Annotated in this window: 10 protein-coding genes; all 10 read right to left on the reverse strand. The window is 55.9% G+C overall.

Translation table 11 applies throughout. The annotated features are described in order from the left end of the window. Positions 1–588: 588 nt before the first annotated feature. Positions 589–861: a hypothetical protein gene (locus KVS69_RS14035; protein WP_157771757.1), complete on the reverse strand. Its 273-nt coding sequence runs from the start codon at positions 859–861 to the stop codon at positions 589–591. A gap of 967 nt (positions 862–1,828) precedes the next feature. Then, positions 1,829–2,125 (reverse strand): hypothetical protein, encoded by a 297-nt coding sequence (locus KVS69_RS14040; RefSeq protein ID WP_217538602.1) that lies wholly within the window; start codon positions 2,123–2,125, stop codon positions 1,829–1,831. Next, positions 2,125–2,343, reverse strand: a complete 219-nt coding sequence (locus KVS69_RS14045; RefSeq protein ID WP_157771759.1) for a hypothetical protein — start codon at positions 2,341–2,343, stop codon at positions 2,125–2,127. Before KVS69_RS14045 ends, KVS69_RS14040 begins: the two co-directional genes overlap by 1 nt. A 378-nt stretch (positions 2,344–2,721) precedes the next feature. Then, a complete protein-coding gene (locus KVS69_RS14050; RefSeq protein WP_217538603.1) occupies positions 2,722–3,078 on the reverse strand; it encodes a hypothetical protein in 357 nt (118 codons plus the stop codon). A 111-nt stretch (positions 3,079–3,189) separates the two neighbouring features. Continuing rightward, positions 3,190–3,339 (reverse strand): hypothetical protein, encoded by a 150-nt coding sequence (locus tag KVS69_RS14055; protein ID WP_217538604.1) that lies wholly within the window; start codon positions 3,337–3,339, stop codon positions 3,190–3,192. Further along, the gene (locus tag KVS69_RS14060) at positions 3,332–3,814 is read right to left on the reverse strand and encodes a hypothetical protein (RefSeq protein WP_217538605.1); all 483 of its coding nucleotides are present in this window, start codon (positions 3,812–3,814) and stop codon (positions 3,332–3,334) included. Before KVS69_RS14060 ends, KVS69_RS14055 begins: the two co-directional genes overlap by 8 nt. 32 nt (positions 3,815–3,846) lie before the next feature. Further along, positions 3,847–3,996: a hypothetical protein gene (locus KVS69_RS14065; RefSeq protein WP_210130934.1), complete on the reverse strand. Its 150-nt coding sequence runs from the start codon at positions 3,994–3,996 to the stop codon at positions 3,847–3,849. A 386-nt stretch (positions 3,997–4,382) separates the two neighbouring features. Continuing rightward, a complete protein-coding gene (locus tag KVS69_RS14070; protein ID WP_210130935.1) occupies positions 4,383–4,757 on the reverse strand; it encodes a DUF6869 domain-containing protein in 375 nt (124 codons plus the stop codon). Between the two features lie 461 nt (positions 4,758–5,218). Then, positions 5,219–5,920 (reverse strand): hypothetical protein, encoded by a 702-nt coding sequence (locus KVS69_RS14075; RefSeq protein ID WP_217538607.1) that lies wholly within the window; start codon positions 5,918–5,920, stop codon positions 5,219–5,221. Between the two features lie 93 nt (positions 5,921–6,013). Continuing rightward, a partial coding sequence (locus tag KVS69_RS14080) for a hypothetical protein (protein ID WP_217538608.1) occupies positions 6,014–6,329 on the reverse strand: 316 nt, incomplete at its 5' end.

Here is a 6,329-nt window from a genome sequence, read left to right on the forward strand (position 1 = left end):
CTTACGCATCATCAAGGCCGAGACGGGCGTGAAGGATTCTCCAGCTTGCTTAATAAGCTCAGCTAGGAGGATGGTAATCGGGCGCTTCCACCATTGCCATCCCAAGCCAGCGTCGCACTTTCCGATAATCAATTGCTTTGACCGACATCATTGGCAAGGACTGTCAACGCTCACTACATGACCGCGCCCTACCGCTCGGCGACTACGGAGCTGCGACCTGGAAGATTCCGCTAGAGCCCTTTAATTAAACCCTCAAGCCTCCCTGATTTATCGAAACTGTAAAACCTTTCATCTCCGATGAAGTTCACGCACCGCCCATCGTGAGCAACCATCCGCCTGGCCTTGACCGTGGCGCCCGCCCTCGTCTTGTAGACGGAAAAGTCACAGCCAGAGTCGGCCTGGCTACAAAATTCCGCTGCTTCAACCTTTGCAATGCTCACAAGGTGCAATTCGGAATCGGTTGCCGCCTTTGGGTACACCCCGCCTCCACAGTCTATTTGGGGCTTTGAACAGGCAGCGCTGGCCATCGCGATACACGCGCCAAACATCAAACACCAACACTTACTCCGTTCCATAGGTTCCATCACTTCAACGCGGGTGGTGGTCAGCGTCAATGCTGGCAAGAAACACTATTTCATCATCTGGCTCGGCGTAATGGACCATACCGATCTCGGAGGCTTCGACTAGAACCCCGCTCGACAAGGATGTACCGCCGACCACTTCGACTTTGCTTAGCCAGCTTTCATAACCGCTCAAACAGTTCCAGTGGTCGAAATCGCAAACCACAACGCCTTTTACACCGCCCTCAACAAGTACGGAGTCTCCAGCCCGAATGCTCCTCGCTTCGTTGACGTACCTCATAAAGCCACTCCAAGGTCAATTAGCAACCGGCTCAATAGGCACCTACTCTGGACTAAAGCCTTCCGGCTTCGACACCCATTAATGCACCAAGCCCATCTCCGACGATTTCACCAAGGCGCCTTGTGCAAGGTGACCCCAATGCTCCTTTAGGTAATCAGGGTCTCCGGTTATCAATTACCGTGACAACCGACCCGGTCATGCCCCCCCCCCCCGCCCAGATCCACCCGATCGTGGATCAGCACCTCAGTTCAGTCTTCGTACTTCACTGCCCTGCTCCTCGGGAGCCTGATGATCACGCCCTCTCACGCTGAAGGCAAGGTCACCGCTTCTTCCAGAGAACGGCCTTGCCGCCAAGCTCAAGGTCGGCGCAAGCGTAAGCATCGAAGCAGCCCTGGGCCAACTGATCGTGACCTTGATCGATTACATCGAAGAAGCGCGGCGATGCACCTCCTCGGCCTTGGAGAAGCCCGTCGCCAAGCTGGGCCGCACCACCCCCCGGCGTGTCCCAGACTTCGAATTAGCACCTACGCCCGAGGGAAGCATACGACTTCCAGAGCACGGCGGAACGGCCACACCACTACACCGCTCGCGCCCCCACCTATGGGTGGACGGACACTGTCGGCGGCGGCACCGCATCCAGCTTAGCGATACACGGCCACTGGCTGGAAAGCGCAGGCTTCAGATCGGCGTAAGCGTAGGTATCGAGGCGACTGTCGGCTAACTGGTCATCACGCGGGTGGAGTTTCCCGAGGGAGCGCGGCAGCCCCACTCCACTGCCCGAATGCTTCCTGGCCGGTGACCACGATGTGGATCTGAATCTAGCCCAGCGCCCGGGCCCGTTCTGCGGTATCTCGCAGACAATGTGGCTGGAGCTGCAGCGGAGACATCAGGAAGTGAGGTAGCGACGGGCTCTTGATGCCTACATTTCCCCTTTTTAGTCGACGACCATACGTGCTTGCGCCACCCTTTAGTACACGTAGACGTGGAACCCAGCCTCCTTATCCAACCTTTCACCGAGACGCTCCGCCAGCTCTGGCCCTTCAACGACGTAATCCTCCAGCGCTATAGAACCAGAAGCCTCTTCTTCACCAGCATCCCTCACACCTTCAATGCGAAGAGACAGCGCCGAGCCGGTCTCACTACTCCCGATGAGCTGAAACATCTGTCCGACATACGGGAGCGAATCAAGCTCAACAAACCCCGTCACGTTTCCGTATGGCTCCGTCGGTGAGGAGTACAGCGACATATCGACATGGAATCTCATCAACGCCCCCAAGGATCCGGAACAATCAGACCAATCGCCATTTCTTCTTCAAGGATCATGCCGCAACCCGCCATCTCTCCAAGCACAATCATGTCAGCAATATTAGCGGGCAGCCCCTTGAGGTCGGCAGCGTGTCCCAGCCATGTGGTGATACTTCCCGTACTACCATGGTCTCCTTTGGAAAAGGCATGATCATACAAGCTGCGGTCATGCAGCATCTGACCCTGTTGTCCGCGCGTCCGCAACCTAGTAGACGTCGACAAAGAACTTGTGTACTTGTTCCAAACAGCGTGCAAGCAACTCGGCTTCGGCGAATCCGTCGGCGACATGGTCCTCCAACATCAAAGTTCTGGGCTGATCTGGATCAGCCTCCAGTACCGCGTCCACTCTCAGCGCCAATTGAACCCCATCCTCTCCCTCTCCAAACATCTGGACTAGCTCCCCCAACACGGGGGCGGAGGGCACTTCAAGATACCCCGTAACGCAGCCATACGGTTGAGTGGGAGAGTAGAACAGGGAAAAATCAAATCTGAATTTCATCATCTGCCCCAAGGATCTCATGCCCCATTACCGACCGCGCCAAAGACCGGACGCGGCTAAAAACCGTTGATGACATCGACCAGCTTCCCAACCTCATCAAAGGCATAGTATCTCTCACCGCCAATGCGGGTGATGCATCTACCTTCATAAGGGAAGCTCGGGGACGCTTGAACAGTCCAGCCAGATTTCGTCCTATAGACCGAGAAATCGCACCTCGCACCCTCCACTTGGGTGCAGACTTTTTGGGACTCAGCCCGCGCAATAGCTATAAGCTGCAGCTCGAAATCCGTTGCATTCTTCGGCTTGACAACTGTTCCGCACGCGATCTCAGGCTTCGAGCAGCCAACTACGAGCACGCCAGCTGAAATAGAGATCGCGATTAACCATGAAGTGATTCGTTGCCTGATCGACATCTGGACATCCTGGTTGGAGCCGAAGTAATCGGATACGCGATGATCTCTGGATTTCGAGATCCAACAAGCTTGTTGCCACCTTCCAGCCTGTGACCTTGTCCGCGCCAGAGATCAGCTCACGCGATCGGTGTATTTCAGGACTTCACCGAATGTTTCCTCGCTGGCGACCAGAACGTAGATCTGCATCTGGATCTGGCACAGCGTCTGCGGCAGTTCTGCCGAACCTCGCAAGGCTTGTAGCTCGACCTGCAACTCAAACACGGCTAAATCCGCTGAGCCCGCCCAGCCGCCCATACAAAGCCCTATCCAGCGATGCAGGATCGAAGTCATCAGCCTCCATCCTCAGGCAAAGGTCATAAGGAGAGCCCGGGCTGAAGAATGACCTTACAGATAGACTCGCCTCAATCTGCGAGGCATCAACCCAATCCCCAATGTGGGCGGCCAAACCGAGCAGGTCGCTCAAAGCACCTGCAATCCAATGATCATCGATTACGGCGAAGCTCCATGTACCAATCTCCAGGTAGTCGTACGGCCCTAGATTGCGGTGGCAGGAAACCCAGTCATTCTCTTGATGAGAGGCGTAGTCACGCAGCTCAGTCACGAGCGAGCGAAGTCCGGCTTTGGATCCAACAATGTTCCATTGCTTCGCCTCATCATCCCGCTCGTAGTGGTATCCAAGCTTCCTCCATTCCGCCTTGAACCAATCGTCTGAGAACATCTTCACTGGACCAATCACCCTCTATTCCTGAGCATGGACACGGAACGTTGTCATGAGAAGCGGGAAAGCAGATACATGTTCAGGATGGCCAGGCCGGCGGCAGACAATCCACATGCGAATTTCCTGGAGGGCGCCACCCATGCCGCTGCGCATCCGGCCGCGCCCACCGCAACCGTGAACGCGAACACCAACAGTGCCATCTCGACATCAGGAAGCCATGCCGCATACCAAGTTGGCATGCTCACTACTGGGCTGGGTAGCGATAGATCCGAGGTCCACTCCGTTCCTAAATCACCGTCCGGACAGAAGCGCAGCAAAAGCATCGCCCAACACTCTGATCGCATTCCTACTGTAGACCCAAACCCTGCGGGATTGAGACGATGAATCGTGCGCGATTCGAGGCAAATCCAGAGAGGGCAAGACTACCTCTGCAGCACCAAGCAGTTTCCACACCAACGCGATGCACCAAGCCAAACACTACACCTCCACGTTGCCCGCGGAAGCGCATTGCCGCTGAAAAGTCGCTGACCTCTGCTCAACGCATAACCTTTTCCATCGCAAGTTCAACAGAACTGAATTCGCGCGCTCACCGTCTCTTGGTTAGAGACGTCAGCCCTTGTGCGACTTCCGGCGACAGTGCATCGCGCCACACATGGGTCAAGACACCCAAAAAGGCCTTCTTCTCGGACATGTACGACTCAATAGCGTTCAATGCAAATTGGCCATGCAAGCCCAACAGCGTTTCCACGGGACCAGCCCCCAGATTTTCCAGCACCCACGGATCGGAGCTCAATTCAAATATCTCGACAACCGATCCCCATGCCTGTTCTGGATCCTCAATACACATCATATTGAGCTGAATGGCAGACCATTGGGAATCGCTTTGTAGAGCGGAGCCATCGGTGGCGCGCTGCAAGGCAACCCAAGCACTTGCCAAAGCATGGCGGTCCAAAAATTCCATCAAAAACTACCTCGGTGCACGCTGAGTCGGGAGTGGCTTCGTTGCCCACTCCCAAGCGTCGGAAGGATAACCTTTGCAGTTCATCGCGTCTGCCACCTCAAGGTACCCGCGAAGATTCACCTGCCAAGATCGGAACTGTTGCTGGTGCCCCGCCCATGACGTCTTTCCGGGATGCAGTTCGTATCCGAGGTCCACTCCGTTCCCAGATCACCGTCCGGACAGAAGCGCAGCAACAGTCCGCGCAGCGACGCCAGCAACATGAATAAAGCCACGAAACTGACAAGGGCGGCGGGTACTACTGCTATCCATCACAACGCGTTGGTCATGGTGATTCCTTCGAGCGCGAGGAAGGGCCGTGCCACAGACGACAGTAAGCCTTTGATTCATTTAGCGACGAACAACAAACTACGACCATGGGCGTACCAAACAACAGCATCACGGCAAGACTTCCCGGGCTGTCATCACTGAACAATCGAGACGCGCGTCGCGACTACTTCAATGAAACCGTCGCTGACGTACATCCTGATCATGTTCTGCTTGCGGTGTACTATGCAGCTTCGAACATTGCCAAACCGGTGGTCGCCCGCCAGCGAGGCGACATCCAGCTTGGCCAGGCAAGACGTCACACCACTGAATGCGATCGTCACGGGCTGGGGGTTTGAGGTCATGCCTCCCTTGCGCATGAGCATATTCATGGAGCAAGTACCGGCGGCAGGCGAGAAATGAATCGATTTCAGATGTGAGAAATCGAACTCTACGTCCTCGATCTTCTTGAACCCGCCGCGGCCGGTCCGGACGCACGGCGTTCCTGCTGCATCCATTGGCCGAGACATTGCAGCCAACCGCACATCACAACCAGCCGCCTCGACGAGTCCTCCTGCTAGGTAGAGCCGAAGACTTCCGCGTGAGGTGTCAACGCGGCCATCCTGGATGTTCCCGGAAGAGGCGTTGTCAGCCAACTCCTCAAAACCAAATCGCCCGAAGAAGTCCTCCGTGCCCATACAGGCGAGCAAGCACGCTGACCTCGCCCTACCCACCTTGTAGTCACCAAGGCTTAAATCGATCTCGCATGTTCGCTCAACGATTGATAGGGAGACTGAATTGATGACGCCATCATGGAACTCGACATCATCAAACATCTCCTGACACGTCACTTCACTCACGCCAGCCTCCCGCAATAACAAACCTGAAATCCCTATATGAGCAATCCAGATACTACACGCCACATCCGAAGGCATCGACCGGAGGCGAGTGGTCTACGATTCTCCAGCCAAGCCACCAAGCTCGTCCAGATGGATGGCAAGGGAGCGCGGCTCGACATACATGCAGAGATGCTGGGCAGCACCTGCCCACCAGTCAGCCAGCCGCGCCACGTCAGGCTGGCCGTAATGCAGACGACGAGTGGCAACTGCCACTTCCTGCAAGAGCACGCTGGGGGCGTAGGCAGCGCTTGCGAGGTCTTCGAGCCTTCCAGGAAGACCACCAAATTTGCTGTCGAGCTCCACGTCCCATCTGCTTTCAGGCTGGAATGGAATCTCGCCGGCACCGAGCAGTTCCAACATGTTTATCACC

Origin of the sequence: Stenotrophomonas sp. GbtcB23, from assembly GCF_019091045.1 — a bacterium.
Classification (GTDB): Bacteria; Pseudomonadota; Gammaproteobacteria; order Xanthomonadales; family Xanthomonadaceae; genus Stenotrophomonas; species Stenotrophomonas rhizophila_A.